Raw genomic sequence first — 15,521 nt, 5'->3', positions numbered from 1 at the left:
CCGATCGCCTCGCGCTCCAGCCTACGAGAAACGCCGCCGGTCAAACCGGCGGCGTTTCTCGTTTTCAGCAGGCGATTTGCCTTGCGCCTCAGCCCATGCGCTCGGAGGCGTAGGAGCCCGGGCTCGGCGGGAAGACGACGACGCGGTTGCCGTTGATGAAGCAGCGATTGTGGATATGGGCGTGCACGGCGCGCGCCAGCACCTGGCTTTCGACGTCGCGGCCGATCGAGACATAGTCTTCGGCGCTCTGGGCGTGGGTAATGCGAGCGATGTCCTGCTCGATGATCGGGCCTTCGTCGAGGTCGGCGGTGACGTAGTGCGCCGTGGCGCCGATCAGCTTCACGCCGCGCTCATAGGCCTGCTTGTAGGGGTTGGCGCCCTTGAAAGACGGCAGGAAGGAGTGGTGGATGTTGATGATGCGGCCCGACATCTTCTTGCAGAGTGCGTCCGAAAGAACCTGCATGTAGCGGGCAAGCACGATCAGCTCGGCGCCGGTCTGGTCGACCAGTTCCAGCAGCTGGGCCTCCGCCTTCGGCTTGTTCTCCTTCGTCACCTTGATGCAGTAGAAGGGGATATCGTGGTTGACGACCACTTTCTGGTAATCGAAGTGGTTGGACACGACGCCGACGATGTCGATCGGCAGCGCGCCGATCTTCCAGCGGTAGAGCAGGTCGTTGAGGCAATGGCCGAAACGCGACACCATCAAGAGCACCTTCATGCGCTCCTCGCTGTCGCGGATCTCGGCGTTCATGTCGAAACGCTTCACCACCGCTTCGAAGCCTGCCTTCAACTCGTCGAGCTTGGCGCCCTCCTGGCTGATGAAGGTGAGCCGCATGAAGAACAGACCGGTTTCGAGATCATCGAACTGCGAACTGTCTGAAATGTAACAGCCCTTTTCGGCGAGATAGCCGGTGATCGCGGCGACGATGCCACGGGTGGTCTTGCAGCTGACGTTCAGCACATAGCTTTTCATCGGTAGGTCTCTCGCTCCAGAGGTTTTTCCGGCCCCCCTTATACGGCCAGTCATACAAAAACTAGCGCGGCCTTTTCGCCGCCGTCGATCCATTCGCGACATTCGCTTGACGGAACTGGCCAGACGCGACCAGCCCCAATCGCGATCGCTGGATGAAGCGGGAGAATGGAGGGCGGAAGGCCCCGCGGCCTTAGCGCGGCGTGCGGTCCGGATGAGCGCGCGCGAAAGCTTCGATCTCGGCGCAGTGCTGGTCTATCGCGACAAGCCGCGGGCAGGCCGAAAGATCGACGTCCCAGCGGCGGGCGTTATAGACCTGAGGCACCAGGCAGAAGTCCACCATGGTCGGACTGTCCCCGTGGCAGAAACGGCCGGTCGCCGGATGGTCGAGCAGGCGTTCGAAGGCGGCAAGCCCCTCGCCAACGAACTTGCGCATCCAGTTGCGCCGTGCCGCCTCTCCGTCCTCGGCATTGGCCATCACGTAGGAAACAACGCCGAGATTGCAGGTCGGATGGATATCCATGGCGATCGCGTAGGAGAGCATGCGAACCCGCTGCCGTCCCATGGCATCATCAGGCAGGAAGCCGGTATCGACCCGCGTTTCGGCGAGGTACTCGATGATGGCGAGCGATTGCGTGAAGCGCTCGCCATCGATCTCAAGCACAGGCACGAGGCCTTGCGGGTTTCGGGCAAGATGCTCCGGCTGTTTGTGCGCCTTTGCGAGCAGATCGACCGGCACCGGACGATAGTTTTCGCCGAGGCTATTGAGCGCAATGCGCACCCGATAGCTCGCCGACGAGCGCCAGTAATCGTAAAGCACGGTCTCGCTCATGCCTTTGCCCGTCCTTGTCAATCGGCCGTTCAGGCCCTGCTGTAGGCTTCGACGGTCTGCTCGATCGCGCCGAAGATCGAATGGCCGGTCCTGTCCTTCATCTCGATGCGCACGACATCGCCGGCCCTGAGGAACTGCGTCTTCGGCGCACCGCCGACGATCGTCTCGATCATCCGGAGTTCAGCGATGCAGGAATAGCCGGCGCCGCCTTCCGCGACCGGCTTGCCCGGGCCGCCATCGAGCTTGTTGGAAACCGTGCCCGAGCCGATGATCGTGCCGGCGGAAAGCGGCCGGGTCTTCGCCGCATGGGCAACCAGTTGCGCGAAATCGAAGGTCATGTCGATGCCGGCATTGGCGCGGCCGAACGGCTTGCCGTTGAGGTCGACGCAGAGCGGCAGGTGCAGCTTGCCGCCGTCCCAGGCATCGCCCAGTTTATCCGGCGAAACGGCGACCGGTGAGAAGGCCGACGACGGCTTTGACTGGAAGAAACCAAAACCCTTGGCGAGTTCGGCCGGGATCAATCCACGCAGCGATACGTCGTTGACCAGCATGACCAACTGGATCGCCGCCCGCGCCTCTTCGATGGTCGCACCCATCGGTACGTCGTCGACGATGACGGCAACCTCGGCCTCCATGTCGACGCCGAAGCTTTCGTCGGCAAGCGGTATCGGATCGCGCGGCGCGATGAAGCTGTCTGAACCGCCCTGGTACATCAGGGGATCGGTCCAGAAACTGGCCGGCATCTCGGCGTTGCGCGCCTTGCGCACCAGCTCGACGTGATTGACGTAGGCCGAACCGTCAGCCCATTGGTAAGCGCGCGGCAACGGCGACAGCGCGTCATGTTCATGGAAGCGGCTCGTCGGCTGCGAACCGGTCTCGATCCCCTCGGCCACGCGCGCAAGCCGCGGACCCGCATGCGCCCAGTCGTCGAGTGCTGCCTGCAGCGTGCGGGCAATGTGCCCGACCTCGGAGCAGCGGGTCAGATCGCGGGAGACGACCACGAGCTTTCCGTCGCGCGTACTGTCCTTGAGTGTCGCCAGTTTCATGCAGTCCTCCCTCTCAATCTTCTCATTGTTCCAGACCGAAGACCGCTTCGCGGCCGTCGCGGAATTTCTTTACGCGGACGAATCGTCCGCAATCTTCACAACAAGGCCGTCGGCGGCGATCGTCAAGGCGCCCGCCCAGTTTTTGCGAGCCGCCGCAATCCAGTGGACCTCAGATATCTCGGGGTCGTCGGCGGGGATGAGGTGATGCAGCACCAGCCGGCCGACGCCGGCAGCCGTCGCGATCGCCGCCGCCTGTTCGGCGAAGCTGTGGCTCGCGAGCAGATGTTCCTTCAGCCGCGCGCCATTGCCGGTACGCGCCACCAGCCGGTCGACGCCTTCGGCAAGCATCGCCTCGTGCACGAGAATGTCGGCGCCTTTGGAAAAATCGGCAAGCGGCGGAAAATGGGCCGTGTCGGACGAGAATACGACCGAGCCTTCCCCATGGTCGAAGCGGAGCGCAAAACAGTCTGTGACCGGCGGATGGTCGACCCGCAACGATGAAAGCGTCAGGCCGTTTTCAGAGAAGATCTCGCCTTCGGCGAACTCGATGACCTCGACCAGCATCCGCAGGTTCGGCCGGCCCTCATCGACGATGCGGATGTCGATGTCGAAGGCCATCGATTGCAGGAAGCCCTGCCAATAGGCGCGGGTACCTGCGGGGCCGAAGACGCGTACCGGCTGCGACAACCCCGCGGTCCAGGCCGTGTGAATGAGCGGCCCCAGTTCCAGCACGTGGTCCGAATGCAGGTGGGTAACGACGATCAGGTCCAGCGTCTTCAGCGCCACACCGGCATCGGTCAGCCCGCGCGTGACGCCAAGGCCGCAATCGACGACGACAGTCCGGCCGCCGATGTGAAGTAGAGAGGACGTCGGCCACGGGCCGCCCGGCCGGATCGCCGGACCGCCCTTGCTGCCGAGCAAAACCAGGCGTGAACTCAAGACCAATCGCCTTCCGGCGTCCCGTTGAACCGCTTCTTGAGATCCGTCCAGCAGTCGATGTAGTTGTCCTGCAACGTCTCCAGTTCGGCGGCGTAGCGGGTCAGTTGCTGCGGGAAGCGGGTCTCGAACATGAAGGCCATCGTATGGTCGAGCTTCACCGGTTTCAACTCACTGTTTGTCGCCTTGTCGTAGCCCGACGCATCGGGCCCATGCGCCAGCATCATATTATGCAGGCTCATGCCGCCGGGCACGAAGCCCTCCTCCTTGGCGTCATAGCGGCCGTAGATCAGCCCCATGAACTCGCTCATGATGTTGCGGTGGTACCAGGGTGGCCGGAAGGTGTGTTCGGCCACCAGCCAGCGCGGCGGGAAGATGACGAAGTCGATATTCGCCGTGCCCTCTTCGCCCGAGGGCGCCGTCAGCACGGTGAAGATCGACGGGTCCGGATGGTCAAACAGGATGGCGCCGACCGGCGAGTAGGTCTTCAGGTCGTACTTGTAGGGCGCGTAGTTGCCGTGCCAGGCGACGACGTCGAGCGGCGAATGGCCGATCTCGGTCATATGGAAGCCGCCACACCATTTCACATGCACGCGGCATGGCGTTTCCTTTTCCTCGAATGTGGCAACCGGCGTCTTGAAATCGCGCGGATTGGCCAGGCAGTTTGCGCCGATCGGACCGCGATCCGGCAGCGTGAACTTGGCGCCGTAGTTTTCGCAGATGTAGCCGCGCCAGATCTTCTCCTCGCCAAGCCGCGTCACCTTGAACATTGTGCCGCGCGGCACGATGCAGATCTCCGAGGGCTCGACATTCATCTTGCCGAGTTCGGTGAACACCTGGATCGCGCCCATTTCCGGAACGATCAAAAGCTCGCCGTCGGCATTGAAGAAATAGTCGTCCACCATGTCGGCATTGAAGGCATAGGCGTGCGCCGCCATGCCTGAGTGCGTCGGCGCATCGCCGGCCGTCGTCATGGTGCGGATACCCTGAAGAAAGTTCAGCTGCTCCGTCGGCGCCGGCAGCGGGTTCCAGCGCAGTTGACCAAGCGCCAGCGAATGCTCGGCCGCATGCGGCGCCGTCTTCCAGTGTGGATAGTCTATTCTGCTGAAGCGGCCGGTGTGGCGAACGCTCGGGCGGATGCGGTAGAGCCAGGAGCGCTCGTTGGTGCCGCGCGGTGCTGTGAAGGGCGAGCCGGACAGTTGTTCGGCATAGAGCCCGTAGGCGCATTTTTGCGGGCTGTTCTGCCCCTGCGGCAAAGCGCCGGGCAGGCTCTCGGTCTCGAAATCATTGCCGAAGCCGGGGATGTAACCCAGTGCTTCGCCTGTCTTTACCTGTGCCTCGGCCTGTTTTCCTGCCTTGTCCAGCATCGTCGATCCTCCTCCTCTTGGGCGCCCCGCTTCGGCTTGTCGAAGCGACCTCTAAAAAGGTTCGGCGCAATCCCAAATACCGCGGCGACGACCTTTTCCCAGATGGACGGAGGCGCCGCATTCGGCATATTAGTTGCAATCGTAACTATCGATTTTGTAACTATCAAGGATGCCCGATGGCCGCCGATGGCTTCGAACTCAGTGCCTTCCTCCCCTATCGGCTGAACCGCGCCGCCGAATTCGTCGCGCTGCGCTTTGCCGCCCAATACAAGGCACGCTACCAGCTCACCCGCCCGGAATGGCGCACGCTCGCAGCGCTTGGCAGCACCAGCCGTCCGATGACGGCGACCGAGGTCGGCGCCCACTCGGCCATGCATAAGACCAAGGTCAGCCGCGCCGTCGCGGCACTCGAAAAGCGCCGCTGGCTGACCCGGCGGGAAGACGCAGGCGACCGCCGCATCGAACATCTGGAACTGACGAAGACGGGCATCCGGGCCTATGGCGAATTGACGGAACTTGCCGCCCGCTATCAGGCGGAACTCGATACGCTGATCGGCCCGGCCGGGATGCAGGCACTCGCCGTCGGGCTGGACGCCGTGGAACGCGCCATCGGAAGGTTCGAACTCCCGCCGTCTGCCTGAGTCCTCAGCCTTTCATCCGCTCGGGGATCGGCACGCCTTCGAAACTCTTCAGCGTTTCGAGCACGATGGACGTCTTCACGTGCTGCACGCTGTCATGCGGCAGAAGCACGTCGTTGACGAAGCGCGACAGACCCGCGAGGTCGGGCGTCACCACCCGGAGGTGATAGTCCATTTCGCCGGTCAGGGCATAGGCCTCCAGCACCTCCGGCAGGCCGGAGATCAGCTTGCCGAACCGCTTGGCATTGTCGCGATTGTGGGTAGCGAGCGTCACCGAGATCACCACCATCAGATCGAGACCGAGCTTCTGCCGGTCGATCTGTGCCTGATAGCCGGTGATATAGCCTTCCGCTTCGAGCCGGGTGCGTCGCCGCGAGCATTGCGACGGCGAAAGCGCAATGCGTTCCGACAGTTCGTTATTGGTCAGATGCCCGTCACGCTGCAATTCGCTGAGGATCTTGAGATCGAAGCCGTCAAGTTGCTCCATTCGTGCATCCTAATTGAGTATTTTGCATGTTTCGTGCGCCATTCTGTCTAAACCGCGCAAGAATACAAGCATCATGCATGGGAATTGCGTCATACTCCAGCAAAGTTTGGAAGAATAAGAGGAGACTTCCGATGGGCCCCTTCCCGCATGACGCCCCGCCGGCAACCATTACCGCTGACAACCCCGCCGGCACCGACGGCTTCGAATTCGTCGAATTTGCCCATCCGGAGCCGGAAAAGCTCGCCGAGCTCTTTACCCGCATGGGCTACAGCCCGGTCGCCAAGCACAAAAGCAAGAACATCACCGTCTGGCGGCAGGGAGACATCAACTACATCCTGAATGCCGAGCCCGGCTCGCATGCCATGCGCTTCGTCGACGAGCACGGCCCTTGCGCCCCGTCCATGGCCTGGCGCGTCGTCGATGCCAAACACGCCTTCGACCACGCGGTCTCCAAGGGAGCGATCCCTTACGAAGGCAATGACAAGTGCCTGGATGTTCCGGCGATTGTCGGCATCGGCGGTTCGCTGCTCTATTTCGTCGAGACCTATGGCGCCAAGGGTTCCGCCTATGAGGCCGAGTTCGACTGGACCGGCGAGCGCAACCCGAAGCCCGAAGGCGTCGGCTTCTATTATCTCGACCACCTGACCCACAACGTCTATCGTGGCAACATGGACAAGTGGTGGGCGTTCTATCGCGAACTCTTCAACTTCACGCAGATCCATTTCTTCGACATCGACGGCCGCATCACCGGCCTCGTCAGCCGGGCGATCACCTCGCCCTGCGGCAAGATCCGCATCCCCTTGAACGAATCCAAGGACGATACGAGCCAGATCGAGGAATATCTGCGCAAGTACAAGGGCGAAGGCATCCAGCACATCGCCGTCGGCACCGAGGGCATCTACGACGCCACCGACAAGCTCTCCGACAACGGCCTGAAGTTCATGCCGGGCCCGCCGGAGACCTATTACGACATGTCGCACGACCGCGTGCACGGCCATGACGAACCGATCGACCGGATGAAGAAGCACGGCATCCTGATCGACGGCGAAGGCGTGGTGAACGGCGGCATGACGAAGATCCTGCTGCAGATCTTCTCGAAGACCGTGATCGGCCCGATCTTCTTCGAGTTCATCCAACGCAAGGGCGACGAGGGCTTTGGCGAAGGCAACTTCCGCGCCCTATTCGAATCGATCGAAGCCGACCAGATCCGTCGCGGCGAACTGGGGCCGCAAGCGGCCGAGTAAGGTCCGGGATCGACCGGGCGGCAGTCCCGACCACAAGAGCCTCTCGCCTCAAGCGAGGGGCTTTTTCTGTTGGAGGCCTGAGGCCTTCCGCAAGGGGCAGCCGCATCGAGCATGCTCAAGGGGCACGCCTGGGCGAGAACCTCAGTTCGTAGGCTCGTTGACCACCCGCCAGTTCGGCCGGCCAAGGTCATGCGGCCACTCGATCACGTCGCGGTCGTTGAAGTAGACGACCTCGGCGAGATTGGGGAACTGCGGATCCGCTTGCGTTGCGGCGCTCATCCAGGGCTGCATATAGGTCTGGCTGCCTTCCCATCCGAGCTCGGCGACCCAGATGGGCTTGTTGTACTTGGCCACCAGGTCGTAACCGGGCTTCAGCGCTTCGGTGAAGGTTTTCGGCGCGCCGTACTCGATCTTGTCGAACGGTTCGAGCCCGAAGACCGAAAGCCCGACGAGATCGACGTAATCATCACCCGGATAATAGTCGCCGAGGTTCGGCAATCCCTTGGGCGACCACATGATCTGCGCCTTCGGCGCCTTCTTGCGCACGATGTCCATCGCGTGCTTGTAGGCGCTTATCCAGTCCTGAGGCTCCCAGCCGGCCCAGGAGAAGCGACCGGACGTGTCTTCCATTTCCTGGCCCCACCGCACGATGACAGGGCTTTTCAGTCCGGCGATCACATCGGCGATCGCTTCCATGTTGGCATCATACTCGCCTCTGAGCATCCGATCGCGAAGCTGCGCCGGCGTGAGTTTCCAGTCGAGCGACCAGGACCAGGGCTCGATGGTGATCAGCAGGTTGCGATTGCGCTGAAGCGCATACTCGTCGGCAATCTGAAGAGAGGCGAGATCCACGTCTTCCCAGGGAAGGAACAGGGCTTCCGTCGAAACGTCGCTCTGGGCGCCGAAATCGCCATGCGGATCATAGGCGCCGAACTTCGTTCCGCCCGGGTGAATGACGGGACGTTTGTCGATCATAGTCTGCCCGGCAGTGGTCGCAGGATTGGCTTGCTCCTGCGCCAACGCGGATACCAAGCTTGCACCAAGATCCAGCTGGAGAGCCAGAGCCGTGCATAGCGCGAATGCCAATTTGCGTTTCATTTCATCCTCCTGCGGCAGAACCTCTATTTCTTGGCCAGGAACTGTTCCTTCAGCCGTAATGCCCTGGCCGTGATGTTGTCGTGGGCGACGAACTTCTTGTACTCGTCACCGGCCCGAGGCTTGGCGTGGCTGAAGACGTACCACTTCCCGTTCGGCACTTTGCGTTGATAGACCGTGTCGCCGATCCGGGCGTGACCGAAGCAGCTCCGGGCCCTGCCGGCGTTGGCAGCGGTCGTCCAGGTGGCCTGCATGCACATCATGCCGAGGTCGCTGACGTACCAGTTGCCTTCGGCGAAGGACCGGTCGCCTTTGCCCTTGTCGACGAACGCGACGAGCTTGCGGCCGTGTGCGGTGAACCGGGCGCCGCCGGTCGACCATTCCCAGGTCTTGTTTCGGTAGAGCGAATAGACCTCATAGGCACTGAGAGGCGTGGGCTTGACTTCCATCTTCGCCCGGACCGGCTCGGCGCCCAAGTAGACAGCGACCGCTACCATCGGCACCAGCAGCGGAAGAACCATGACTTTCAACGACCCTTTCATTGCTTTTCTCCTTGGATACCAAACAAACTCGACTGCTCGCCGTCGTCATGACGGCACATGAAAGCGACCGACCTTTTTCGTCGTCATCGTCTCCCTGTTACTCTGCTGGCTGACATTCAATGCACTGACTTCGCCGCGCCAACCGCCATCGCCCGGTTGTGAAAACCCTCTCCATTTCAGGCGGAACCGGACGGTCTTGAGATTGGTGCCACTCCCGGCGCCGGCGACCGTGTACCGCGTTTCGGTGAAGCTCACGAAATTGAGGCCATGCGACAGCGCCTGCGTTGCCTCGGCCCCGTGGCGTACGGCCGATTGAGCCGAGAGCACCGAGACCAGCACCAGGCAGCCGGTCGTCGCCACCGTCATCGTCGAGCGCGGGATCAGCGCCAACCGGTTTTCGCGTGCGTGGCAGATGTGGATCACCGCCACCAGCCCCGCATAGATGAGCGCGTTGACGCCGGCGAAGAGGTAAAAACCACGTGCCGTGCCGGCATCGGAAATCACCCAGGCGACCAGCGCCGACACCAAGGCGAGCACGAGATAGGGCATCAGCACCCGCACAGGCAGAGGTGCGGCAGCCCCGCCGCCCTTCGGCGTGATGCGAAAGTCAACGAAGGACCCGGTCAGGTGATCGCGCACCGCCGCAAGGCAGCCGAGCAGCGACCAGGGCCAGCGGGCAAACAGGAACAGCGTGCCTTCCCAACTCAGAACGCGCGCGTCATAGGGCCGGAACGTACCCGTCGAGCGCCAGAAATAGGCAAGCGCGATCAACACCAGCGACAGCGGCGCAAAGTGCAACAGGAATTCCGGATAGGTGACGGCCACGAAGGTCCGCCCGGCAATCAGCGCCGCGATCGGCATCAGGAACATCAGCGCCATGAACGACGAAAACAGCGGATACCAGAGCTGTGAAAACAGGAACTGGAACTTCAGTCGCGGCGGCAGCTTCGGCACGTAGACCGGCGAGTATTTCAACAGGATCGTGACGAGGCTTCGCGACCATTGAAATTCCTGGACCACGAGGTCGGCGAAGTTCGCCGGTCCGTCGCCATGGGCGATCGCGTTCAGCGCATGCACGCCCCGCCAGCCATGGGCATTCATCATCAGCGTCGTAGAGTGGTCTTCGGCAAGCTCCGGCCCCAGCCCGCCGATCTGCTTCAGCGCCTTGGTCCTGACGGCATAATGCGAGCCGATGCACAGCGGCGCCCAGCCATTGTTGTAGCCGGCCTGCAGCGAGCCGTGCATGCTCGCCTCCGCATGGAGCCTCCCGCGCGCTGCCCAGCTGGTGGCGGCGTTGGCATCGCAGATGCTCGGCGCCGAGACATAACCGACCGACGGATCGTTGAACGGACGCAACACCTCTGAAAGGTAGGTGGTCTCCGGCACGTGGTCGGCATCGAACTGGGCGACGAAATCGTAGCGCTCGTAGCCATAGTGATCGTAGAAATAGGCGAGGTTTCCCTCCTTGCACCGGGTCCGGCGCGGCCAGGAGGCGCGATGGTAGTCTGCGACGCCCTTTCGCGTCGAGATCATCACCCCGCGCGCCGCGCACCAGGCAATCGTGTCCGGCGACGGATCTTCGTCGGCGAGCCAGACATCGAACTCGCAGCCGGTCTGGTCGAGCATGGCGAGCAGCGTCTTGCGCACGACCGAAAAGGGTTCCGAAGGCGCCTTGGTCACCACCATCGCCACCCGTCCCTGCGGCACCGGGCCGGCGCTTGCCGCCATGACCTTCGCGCCGGAAAAGATCACGATGAAATAGACCGGCAGCAGCGTGATCCACCCGATGACGACCGTTATCAGCACATAGGACGGCCAGTCGACAACGTGGGCAGGATCAAGCCACCACTGCCAGAAATACAGGAGGGCGCCAAACCATGCGGCAATGCCGAGGACATGGAGCAGCCGCAGCCGGCCCGAAAACAAAGCGGCTGGCGCCGAAGCGGCCTTCCGGCTCTGCCCGAGGGCGATCGTCTCATCCGGTTTCGCAGTTTCCAGCGACCAGTTCATGAGCGCACCTCCAGGCCGAAGCTCGGCGCGGCCGTCGCGATGATCGTGTCGATGTCCGAGAGCTGCGGGCGGAAGCCCAGCCTCTGGCGCGCCCAGTCCGTGTCGGCATAGAGAACCGGCGGATCTCCGGGCCGCCGTGGCAGCATCCGCACCGGAACGGATCGCCCGGTGACCCGGTCGATGGCCGAGAGAACCTGCCGGACCGACGTTCCATGGCCCGAACCGAGATTGGCGTGAAGGACCTCGCCGCCGTCACGCAGGTAGTTCACAGCTGCCACATGCGCGTCGGCAAGATCGGTCACGTGGATGTAGTCGCGGATGCAGGTACCATCCGGTGTCGCATAGTCATCGCCGAAGACGTCCAGCCTTTCGATCCGGCCGGCCGCCGCCATCAGCGCGCGCGGAATGAGATGCGTTTCCGGATCGTGCTTTTCGGTGAGCTCACCTTCCGGATCTGCGCCCGCCGCATTGAAGTAGCGCAGCGACACCGAGCGGATGCCGTAGGCGCGGGCATAGTCGCCAAGCATCAGCTCGATCATCAGCTTGGTGCGCCCGTAGGGATTGATCGGCAGTTGCGCCATGTCCTCGGTAATCGGCAGGCGCGGCGGTATGCCGTAGGTGGCGCAGGAACTGGAAAAGACGATGCGTCCCAGTCCGTTCGCCCGGCACGCTTCCAGAAGCGCGATGCTGCCCGCCACATTGTTGGTGTAGTATTTTCCGGGATCTTCGACCGATTCGCCGACATAGGCGGAAGCGGCAAAATGGATGAGGCAGTCGGGCGAAAAGGTCCGGATTGCCGTCGCCAGCCGTTCTTTGTCCTCGATCGCCCCCTCCACGAAGGGGCCCCATTTCACGTTGGTCCGATGTCCCGTCGAGAGATTGTCGTAGACGACGGGAACGATGCCCTGCTCAGCCAGGCGCTTGCAGGTGTGGCTGCCTATGAAGCCGGCTCCGCCGGTGACGAGTGCGACGCGGGACATGTCATACCGCCTCTCCGGCCACGGCGCGATCTGCCGCACCGAGGCGCTCGTCGAAATGGGCAATCGTGCGCTCGAGGCCCTCGCGCAGCATCACTTTCGGCTCCCATTCGAGCTCGGTACGTGCCTGCGTGATATCGGGCCGCCGCTGGCGGGGATCGTCGGTGGCCGCCGCCTGGTGCACGATGCGCGAGCGTGAGCCCGTCATCGAAAGCACCATTTGCGCGAGCTCCAGAACCGTGAACTCTCCGGGATTGCCGAGATTGATCGGCCCGGTGCAAGGGTCGGGCGAGACCGAGAGACGAAGGAAACCGTCGATCAGGTCGTCGACATAGCAGAAGGACCGGGTCTGATGCCCGTCACCATAGATCGTCAGATCCTTGCCACGGAGAGCCTGGACGACGAAGTTCGAGATGACCCGCCCGTCGTCGGGGCGCATGCGCGGACCATATGTGTTGAAGATGCGCGCGACCTTGATCTTCACACCGTGGGTCCGGTGATAATCGAAGAACAGCGTCTCGGCCGACCGTTTGCCTTCGTCATAGCAGGCCCGCGGGCCGGTCGGGTTGACGTTGCCGAAGTAGACTTCCCGCTGCGGACTGGTCAGCGGATCGCCATAGACTTCCGAAGTCGAGGACTGGATGACGGTGGCGCCGGTGGCCTTGGCGTTTTCGAGCGCATGAAGCGCGCCGAGAACATTCGTCATCAACGTTCCGACCGGATCGGCCTGATAGTCCGGCGGAGATGCTGGAGAGGCAAAGTTGAAGATGACATCGGCATCGATCAGATAGGGCTTTCGAACGTCATGATCGATGATGTGGAGGTGGGGGTCCTGCGCCAGATGAGAGAGATTTTCGCGCCGGCCAGTCGAAAAATTATCAAGACAGATGACCGTATGACCCAGGGAAAGAAGTCTTTCGCAAATGTGAGATCCGAGAAAACCACTTCCACCCGTTACTAGTATTCTCTTCGGTATTCCCGCAATCTTCTTAAGAAACTCCCGCTGTCCGGCCACGGACAGCGGTCCCATGACGACCTTTCGCATGCGCACCTCCAATTATTAAGCTCACCATTTTCGTTGGTGATTTGGAGACGGGATGCGAGCGCAATAGATAATAAAAAAACTCTCTTTATTACAATGACACGCACAACCCGACTGAAAATAAACTATTCAAAATTCAATCAATATTTTTTCAGGTTTTCAATTTCAATATTAGCTAATTATCAAATACCAACCATCCAGTCAATATGCGTGGAATACATTTCCAGTAAATAATCCAAAATTACAACAAACTACTATTGACATAATCATATGTGGTTACATTTTGGCCAATCATGTCCAAAAGTAACGAAGCGTTCACCACTATGTTCTAAGGTAGATTACGGTGTGATCTTCGGGATTTCACGTACCTGTCGCAGAGACATGCCGCAGCCGGACCGCCCGGCCATTCGCCGGGCAGGTGCAAAGCAGCATTTGATTTTGGGGACAGCCCCAGGAAACCTTGCCTGGGGCTGAGAAGGACCTGCCGCGCCTTCACCGGCACCCAGGCCCACAGGCAGACAAAGTCTGCCTTACGTCACGCCTAATTCTTCCAGCGCGAGAGGATGACGTCGCCGTTGCGCTCCGTCGCCGCATCGTGGGTGAAGTAGCGAGACGCCGCTTCCGTCCGGTTGCGAACGTTCATTTTCTTATAGATGTTGCGGACGTGAACCTTGACGGTGTTTTCCGACAGCCCGAGCCGATCCGCGATGATCTTGTTCTGCGTCCCTTTGCAGATCAGATCGAGGATCTGGACCTCGCGTGTCGTCAGGCCGTCCGGGCCCGCATCGCGTTTGCGCCGTCCCGTACCCGGGACGGTGGCCTGACCCGGGGCTTCCCCGCGCCTGCCGTAGAGGCTGGTCGCCGCGAAAGGCTCGGGAGAAAGCCGCCGCAGCAGGGCTGCCGGGAAATGTTCGCCCCCCTTCATCAGTAAATCGATGGCGGCAAGGCAGACGTCGAGATTGAGATTCAACGGCAGGACGCCATGGATCAGGCGTTCTTCGACGAAGCCCGCAATCGACGGGTCGAGTTCTTCGGCATTCTCCACCACCAGGCCGATCGATGCCCGCGGGTGGAACTCGTGAATGGTCCGCAAGATAGCCGGAAAGGATTTGGGAGGCATCCGGTACAGCATGATCAGCGTGACATCGACGAGACTGCCATCAAGCAGATTGTCCGGGTCGGAGAAGCTGACGATATCGTGCCCTTGAAACCTGGACCCGACGGCCTGCATCAGGCATTCGGCGAACAGGTCGATCTTGGCAAGCATTACGATCTTTTTCTTTTGTGACAAAGCCTTGTTGTTATCTTCAAAATCACTCACTTTGGAGCTTCCAGGATACATTACGCCCTCCTAGGATTTTTCCATTTATTTTTATGGGTGCCCCGGTTTGCCCGTCGGCACGCCCGATTCTCAAAAAATTTATTCGGAACCACTTATGCGTCACGATTTTTCCTGCGCGATAAAATTCGCGATAGCTAATGTAACGTAAAGATCTCCGCAACGAAACAGCCCAAAAGGATTAGTGAGGCGCCAGACAGGCACTTAAATCGTTATAAATCGAACCATCTTTGGGTTATATTGTAGATGTTCCGTTTACCAAGGCGCGGAATGCCTCAAAAAACAAGTGGCTAGGATACCTCCGCCAATGCGGATGTCCTAGGCGTTTCTGAGAAGGGGCGCCTCACGGGAGGCGATAAATGGATTAGTTGAGCCGCGCCGCGCGACGGCGCCTAACCCCCTTTTCGGTTCCGATATACCTGGGAATACTTAGTAAGGACTAGGCAGTCCTCCATTTGTCATCGACGAGCGGCTACGGCCCTGCACAAACGGCGAACGACACAAGGGAACGGGCCGGCGGATGGCTCTGAAAAAGCTGGGATTTTCCTCGTCGCGACAAGGGCTTGCCGTCGATGGTTAGGCGAGAAAGAGCCAGTAATTACAAACCACTAACTAGAATTGGTATCTTCCGCGCCGCCACATTTGGAGTCAAATTGGATGTTCGTTCTGGAAGGATCAAAAAAGGACCCGGCGAGCGCCACCAAGCGCTTCCAGGCGAAAGAACCCGTCCTTCTGGAGAGTTGCGCCAGCGTTCCCCTGAGTAAGCGTAAAGCAAGTAGAGATACTGACAGCTCGGATTCCGGGCGCACATTGCGTGTAGATGTAAAAAAGAAATCAATTTAACAAAAAAGCGAAAATCTCTAAATCAAGATATTATTCGTTTCTCCAAAAGGAGCCAACACCGGAAAAATACCGTAAGAGTTAAGGGTATTTGGTGTTGGCTTCCTTCTATCCAAAATCCGCTCCAGCCCCGAAAATTGTGTCCGACGAGGTCGG

The 15,521-nt window shown here is 60.7% G+C and carries 14 protein-coding genes; 2 read left to right on the top strand and 12 right to left on the bottom strand.

Annotation, left to right across the window (positions count from 1 at the left end):
• Positions 1–88 precede the first annotated feature (88 nt).
• From purU to hmgA, 5 genes are all read right to left on the bottom strand, one after another.
• Positions 89–973, bottom strand: coding sequence for a formyltetrahydrofolate deformylase (purU, locus tag XB14_RS00140; RefSeq protein WP_077959620.1), 885 nt, complete (start codon positions 971–973; stop codon positions 89–91).
• 190 nt (positions 974–1,163) lie between these two features.
• Positions 1,164–1,802 (bottom strand): maleylacetoacetate isomerase, encoded by a 639-nt coding sequence (gene maiA, locus XB14_RS00135; protein ID WP_077959619.1) that lies wholly within the window; start codon positions 1,800–1,802, stop codon positions 1,164–1,166.
• Positions 1,803–1,831: 29 nt separating this feature from the next.
• Positions 1,832–2,848: a fumarylacetoacetate hydrolase family protein gene (locus tag XB14_RS00130; RefSeq protein ID WP_077959618.1), complete on the bottom strand. Its 1,017-nt coding sequence runs from the start codon at positions 2,846–2,848 to the stop codon at positions 1,832–1,834.
• A 69-nt stretch (positions 2,849–2,917) separates the two neighbouring features.
• The gene (locus XB14_RS00125) at positions 2,918–3,787 is read right to left on the bottom strand and encodes an MBL fold metallo-hydrolase (protein WP_077959617.1); all 870 of its coding nucleotides are present in this window, start codon (positions 3,785–3,787) and stop codon (positions 2,918–2,920) included.
• Entirely contained in the window at positions 3,784–5,151 is a 1,368-nt protein-coding gene (gene hmgA, locus XB14_RS00120) for a homogentisate 1,2-dioxygenase (RefSeq protein ID WP_077959616.1), read from the bottom strand. Before hmgA ends, XB14_RS00125 begins: the two co-directional genes overlap by 4 nt.
• A gap of 176 nt (positions 5,152–5,327) precedes the next feature.
• On the opposite strand from hmgA, the gene XB14_RS00115 reads away from it, so the two are divergent.
• Complete coding sequence (locus XB14_RS00115; protein WP_077959615.1) at positions 5,328–5,792, top strand: MarR family winged helix-turn-helix transcriptional regulator; 465 nt, start codon at positions 5,328–5,330, stop codon at positions 5,790–5,792.
• A 4-nt stretch (positions 5,793–5,796) separates the two neighbouring features.
• Here the strand turns inward: XB14_RS00115 and XB14_RS00110 are convergent, their stop codons facing one another.
• Positions 5,797–6,276, bottom strand: a complete 480-nt coding sequence (locus XB14_RS00110; RefSeq protein WP_065797834.1) for an Lrp/AsnC family transcriptional regulator — start codon at positions 6,274–6,276, stop codon at positions 5,797–5,799.
• A gap of 131 nt (positions 6,277–6,407) precedes the next feature.
• Between XB14_RS00110 and hppD the strand changes: the two genes are divergently transcribed.
• Positions 6,408–7,520 (top strand): 4-hydroxyphenylpyruvate dioxygenase, encoded by a 1,113-nt coding sequence (gene hppD / locus XB14_RS00105; protein WP_077959614.1) that lies wholly within the window; start codon positions 6,408–6,410, stop codon positions 7,518–7,520.
• 141 nt (positions 7,521–7,661) lie between these two features.
• Here the strand turns inward: hppD and XB14_RS00100 are convergent, their stop codons facing one another.
• The 6 genes from XB14_RS00100 to XB14_RS00075 form a co-directional block, all read right to left on the bottom strand.
• Positions 7,662–8,618 carry a glycoside hydrolase family 26 protein gene (locus XB14_RS00100; protein ID WP_077959613.1) on the bottom strand — a complete coding sequence of 319 codons (957 nt, stop codon included), beginning with the start codon at positions 8,616–8,618 and terminating at the stop codon, positions 7,662–7,664.
• Between the two features lie 23 nt (positions 8,619–8,641).
• A complete protein-coding gene (locus XB14_RS00095) occupies positions 8,642–9,157 on the bottom strand; it encodes a DUF995 domain-containing protein (protein WP_077959612.1) in 516 nt (171 codons plus the stop codon).
• A gap of 45 nt (positions 9,158–9,202) precedes the next feature.
• Positions 9,203–11,167 (bottom strand): glycosyltransferase, encoded by a 1,965-nt coding sequence (locus XB14_RS00090; protein ID WP_077959611.1) that lies wholly within the window; start codon positions 11,165–11,167, stop codon positions 9,203–9,205.
• Positions 11,164–12,147 carry a UDP-glucose 4-epimerase GalE gene (gene galE / locus XB14_RS00085; RefSeq protein WP_077959610.1) on the bottom strand — a complete coding sequence of 328 codons (984 nt, stop codon included), beginning with the start codon at positions 12,145–12,147 and terminating at the stop codon, positions 11,164–11,166. Before galE ends, XB14_RS00090 begins: the two co-directional genes overlap by 4 nt.
• A 1-nt stretch (position 12,148) precedes the next feature.
• Positions 12,149–13,174 carry a UDP-glucuronic acid decarboxylase family protein gene (locus XB14_RS00080; protein ID WP_077959876.1) on the bottom strand — a complete coding sequence of 342 codons (1,026 nt, stop codon included), beginning with the start codon at positions 13,172–13,174 and terminating at the stop codon, positions 12,149–12,151.
• 553 nt (positions 13,175–13,727) lie between these two features.
• Complete coding sequence (locus tag XB14_RS00075; RefSeq protein ID WP_077959609.1) at positions 13,728–14,528, bottom strand: helix-turn-helix transcriptional regulator; 801 nt, start codon at positions 14,526–14,528, stop codon at positions 13,728–13,730.
• Positions 14,529–15,521 lie beyond the last annotated feature (993 nt).

It is taken from the genome of Ensifer adhaerens (assembly GCF_002007205.1).
In the GTDB taxonomy this organism is placed as follows: domain Bacteria; phylum Pseudomonadota; class Alphaproteobacteria; order Rhizobiales; family Rhizobiaceae; genus Ensifer; species Ensifer adhaerens_D.
This window is presented reverse-complemented; position numbering and strand designations above follow the sequence as displayed.

Bases quoted from the DNA above. Each gene is read 5' to 3' on its own strand.
- purU (WP_077959620.1), bottom strand. From the start codon at position 973: ATGAAAAGCTATGTGCTGAACGTCAGCTGCAAGACCACCCGTGGCATC.
- maiA (WP_077959619.1), bottom strand. From the start codon at position 1,802: ATGAGCGAGACCGTGCTTTACGATTACTGGCGCTCGTCGGCGAGCTAT.
- XB14_RS00130 (WP_077959618.1), bottom strand. From the start codon at position 2,848: ATGAAACTGGCGACACTCAAGGACAGTACGCGCGACGGAAAGCTCGTG.
- hmgA (WP_077959616.1), bottom strand. From the start codon at position 5,151: ATGCTGGACAAGGCAGGAAAACAGGCCGAGGCACAGGTAAAGACAGGC.
- XB14_RS00115 (WP_077959615.1), top strand. From the start codon at position 5,328: ATGGCCGCCGATGGCTTCGAACTCAGTGCCTTCCTCCCCTATCGGCTG.
- XB14_RS00110 (WP_065797834.1), bottom strand. From the start codon at position 6,276: ATGGAGCAACTTGACGGCTTCGATCTCAAGATCCTCAGCGAATTGCAG.
- hppD (WP_077959614.1), top strand. From the start codon at position 6,408: ATGGGCCCCTTCCCGCATGACGCCCCGCCGGCAACCATTACCGCTGAC.
- XB14_RS00100 (WP_077959613.1), bottom strand. From the start codon at position 8,618: ATGAAACGCAAATTGGCATTCGCGCTATGCACGGCTCTGGCTCTCCAG.
- XB14_RS00095 (WP_077959612.1), bottom strand. From the start codon at position 9,157: ATGAAAGGGTCGTTGAAAGTCATGGTTCTTCCGCTGCTGGTGCCGATG.
- XB14_RS00090 (WP_077959611.1), bottom strand. From the start codon at position 11,167: ATGAACTGGTCGCTGGAAACTGCGAAACCGGATGAGACGATCGCCCTC.
- galE (WP_077959610.1), bottom strand. From the start codon at position 12,147: ATGTCCCGCGTCGCACTCGTCACCGGCGGAGCCGGCTTCATAGGCAGC.
- XB14_RS00080 (WP_077959876.1), bottom strand. From the start codon at position 13,174: ATGGGACCGCTGTCCGTGGCCGGACAGCGGGAGTTTCTTAAGAAGATT.
- XB14_RS00075 (WP_077959609.1), bottom strand. From the start codon at position 14,528: ATGTATCCTGGAAGCTCCAAAGTGAGTGATTTTGAAGATAACAACAAG.